Annotated in this window: 3 protein-coding genes and 2 pseudogenes; 2 read left to right on the forward strand and 3 right to left on the reverse strand. The window is 66.4% G+C overall.

The genetic code is table 11. The features are described 5' to 3' along the window. Both B3V69_RS07580 and B3V69_RS07585 read right to left on the reverse strand, forming a co-directional pair. Window positions 1–1,124, reverse strand: a 1,124-nt coding sequence (locus B3V69_RS07580) for an HAD-IC family P-type ATPase (RefSeq protein WP_296445273.1), incomplete at its 3' end; no start/stop codon positions are given. A gap of 178 nt (window positions 1,125–1,302) precedes the next feature. Then, on the reverse strand, window positions 1,303–1,956 hold the full coding sequence (locus tag B3V69_RS07585; RefSeq protein ID WP_296445275.1) for a PRC-barrel domain-containing protein: 654 nt from the start codon (window positions 1,954–1,956) through the stop codon (window positions 1,303–1,305). 379 nt (window positions 1,957–2,335) lie between these two features. Here B3V69_RS07585 and B3V69_RS20740 point away from each other — a divergent pair. Continuing rightward, window positions 2,336–2,710: pseudogene (locus B3V69_RS20740) on the forward strand (DUF2254 family protein); the annotation flags it as partial. Window positions 2,711–2,798: 88 nt separating this feature from the next. Beyond that, window positions 2,799–2,984 (forward strand): hypothetical protein, encoded by a 186-nt coding sequence (locus B3V69_RS07595; RefSeq protein WP_296445279.1) that lies wholly within the window; start codon window positions 2,799–2,801, stop codon window positions 2,982–2,984. Between the two features lie 348 nt (window positions 2,985–3,332). On the opposite strand, the pseudogene B3V69_RS07600 reads toward B3V69_RS07595, so the two are convergent. Continuing rightward, window positions 3,333–3,572: pseudogene (locus B3V69_RS07600) on the reverse strand (serine-type D-Ala-D-Ala carboxypeptidase); the annotation flags it as partial.

Genomic DNA, 3,572 nt, shown 5'->3' on the forward strand with positions numbered 1-3,572 from the left:
ATGCGCCCCGAGGCCGTCATCACCCGCTGCACCGTCATCTCGCCACGTGTCAGCGTGCCGGTCTTGTCCGACGCAATGACGGATGCCGACCCGAGCGTCTCGACCGAGGCCAGCTTCTTGACGATGGCGTGGTGGTGCGCCATGCGGCGCACGCCCATCGCGAGCACCACCGACAGGATGGCAGGCAGGCCCTCGGGCACGGCGGCCACGGCCAGCGACACGCCCAGCAGCAGCACCGTGACGACATCGGCCACGCCATGGATGTCCGAAATGAGCAGGATCGTGGCCACCACGACGGCGGCAACGCCCAAGGCCGCGATCCCCAGCACCTTGCCCAAATGCGCGATCTCGATTTGCAGCGGCGTCGGCGCGTCGGGCGTGGTGTCCAGCAGTGTGGCGATACCGCCCATCTCGGTCTGCATGCCGGTGGCGATGACGATGGCATGGCCGCTGCCCTGCGCGACCGCCGTGCCCTTGAAGACCATGTTCAGTCGGTCGCCCAGCGCCACGGGTCCGGGCAGCAGCGCCGCATCCTTCAGCACCGCCTCGCTCTCGCCCGTCAACGGCGCCTCCAGCAGCTTCAGCGCGGCGGCCTGCGCCAGGCGCGCATCGGCGCCCACGGCGTCGCCTTCGGCGAGCACCAGCACGTCACCCTTGACGAGCTCAGTGCTGGGCACCCGGTCCACGGCACCGCCGCGCAGCACAGCTGAAGTGGCGGTGGTCATCTTCGCCAGCGCCGCCACCGCCTGCGCCGCTTTGGTCTCTTGCAGCCAGCCCAGCACGGCGTTCAGCGCCACCACGCAGATGATGACGATGGCATCCAGCGGCCAGCCAGCCGCGCCTTGCAGGCCCCGGCCTTCGAACCACCAAGCGGCCAGGGCCACAGCCGCTGCTACACCCAGCAGGTAGACCAGCGGGTCCTGCAACTGCGCCAGCGCGCGGCGCCAGGCGGGCACGGGGGGCACGGCGCGCAGTTCGTTGGCGCCGCCAGCGCGCAGCCGCTTGGCCGCCTCTTCTGCGCTGAGGCCGAGCTCCAGATCGGTGCCGAGCACCAGCGCCAGATCGACAATGTCGACCAGCGACGGGTCGCGCGCTGGCGCGGCGCGCTGTTGGGTGTCAGGCATCGGCCCGGTTGGGGATGGCCCTTTCCGGCTGGCGCGCCTTGTCATGCCAGTACCCCGTGCGCCCGTAGTGTTGGAACACGGCGACTTCCATCTCGCGAGTAAACGGCACTGCCGGGTCGTACCACGGTGCCTCCTTCAGGGCATCACGCGTCAGGTCGACCGAGACGGTCCAATCCGCCTAACTGACGCTCTTGATCCACTGCGGCGCCACCAGCACGTCGTGACCGAGCCACCAGTTGCTCGTGCTCACCACCAGGTATCGGATGGCCCAGCTTTCTTCGTCGACGAGCAGGCCCCGCACGTGCCCGATCTCGCCATCACTGGCTTGGATGTGGTACCCGACCACGGCCTTGCAGCTGCGCAGGTGAGGGTCCTGGTCGCGCTGGCGTGCTTCGGTTCTTGCCTGGGCGGCGTCCGCTTCTTCGCGGCTGGCTGTTGGAGACCCGTAACCGGCGTAACCAGGCATGACCATATTCGGATACCCGCCACTGCCCCACAAGCCCACGCCAGCCCAGTAGTACGGATAGCTGTAGTAGTCGAGATAGTCGGTCTCGTGCTGTCGGGTGACCGACATGTCGGTGTCGATGTCGGGGCTGTTCTTGACCTGCTCACGCGTCAGCGTGACCGGCAACAGCTTGGCGGCCCAATCGGGCTTGCCGGCGGCAATGGGCGAGATCAATACCTTGCGACTGGACAGCCACGAGCCAGCGTCGACGACCAGGTAGCGAATCCCCCAGTCCTCGTCATCGAAGTAGAGATCTTTCACGTCGCCGATGGCGCCATCGGTGGCGACGATGGCGAGATCCTGCAGGTCTTTCGTTTGGCGAAGCATGGCGTTCTCACTTTCAAATGTTTTGAACGCAGAGCGTTCGGCAAGGCAGAGCCGACGGACGCGGTGCAAGGTGCCTAGCCCGATAAATGGATTCCCGAGGCACGGGAACCCCAATGTGCACGTCTGGCGCCGCCGCGTCTGTGCGCTGACGCACAAGGCAGCCCCACTGTCGGCGGAAGATCCGCCCCTTCGCGTTGTCGGCGCCATGGTGCGGCAACGAACAGGGCGCGTCGTTCGAGGCTCACGCGTTGAAGTGAGGCTTGGTGAAAGCACTGCTGCTGAATAGGTGGTACTGGGCAAGGTCAGCATTGGGGTGCTGATCTACTTCATTCATCACGTCTCGGTCTCGATCCAGGCATTCGCGCTCGAGGCCCGTCCCGTGGGTGCCGCCGAAGACGGCTATCTGCAGCTGATCGATGCCGACGCCCTGATGGCCCTGATGGCCCTGGCCAGTCAGGAAGATCTGCCGCTGCGGCTGGAGCGTCGGCCCGGGCACCGTGTCACTGAAGCCCTGGTGGGCAAGATGAACGCCGCCTTCGTGCTCGGCAACCAGCGCACCGCCACCCAAGATGTTGAGTTCTCGGTCAACCAGTTGGTCGAGATTGCCGTGCGGGCGTTGTCACCGGGCATCAACGATCCGTTCACGGCGATCGCCTGTGTGGATCGACTGGGATCATCCCTGTGCCGCTTGGCCCGACGCGATATGCCGTCACCCCACCGATTCGACTCTCATGGGCGGCTGCGGCTGGCAGCGCCAGGGTCCACGTTTGCAGGGATCGTGGACTTGGCCTCCAACCAGATCAGGCAAAGCGGCCCGTTCGAGCCCGGCTGTGGCGATCCGTATGCTCGATGCCGTCGCCCAGATCGCCGGCCACGTGCAACGCGCGCAAGACGCAGCCTGCCTCCAGCGCCACGCAGGCATGGTCATCAAAGGGGCGCGAGAAGCGGTGCCGGAAGCAGACGATCTGCTCGCCGTCGAGGCTGGCTTCACGGCGGCGACGCTGGCGCTGGGAGAGCAGTGCGGCTGACGCTGGCGGCGGGGCTCGCAGTGGCAGGGAGATTCGCAATTGCCCTGGCGCACAAGTGCCGACAAGAACTTGGGCTGACCCTATCCTCTGTGCCGGCACGGTGGGTGGCAGCAGGGGCCAGTGGCTGAGCTGCCGCAGATACGTCGTTCATGACCACTGGGGACCGGCCAGGAGAATCCTTTGGCGGCGGATGGTCGGAGGGCCGTTTCTGGCCGATAGTAGCAATTCCCGTACCGAATACGACCGGCCGCTTTCGTTTAGGTTTGTAGGATGCCCGACCGCAGCGGCGTGGCAATGACAGCCCGATATGTGCGATCGCTGGCATGGTTGGCGCTGGCCTGCCAGCGTTCACTTTCCGAGCAACTTGGCCATGTGCTGCCACGTGCGCAGCAGCAGGCCCGCGCGCTCCACATCGGCCTGGGCCACGAGCGGGGCTTCGCCGATTGGCTTACCGTTCGAGGTCGCGACCACCTTGCCGATCACAGAGCCCTTGGTCACCGGCGCCTCCAGGCCCGGCTTGAGCTCCACCGAGGTCTGCACTTGCTGGCCGCGCGGCACGGTCAACATCCACGGTGCTCCCAGACCCGC

The sequence above is a fragment of the Rhodoferax sp. UBA5149 genome (assembly GCF_002413825.1).
Taxonomy (GTDB): domain Bacteria; phylum Pseudomonadota; class Gammaproteobacteria; order Burkholderiales; family Burkholderiaceae_C; genus Rhodoferax.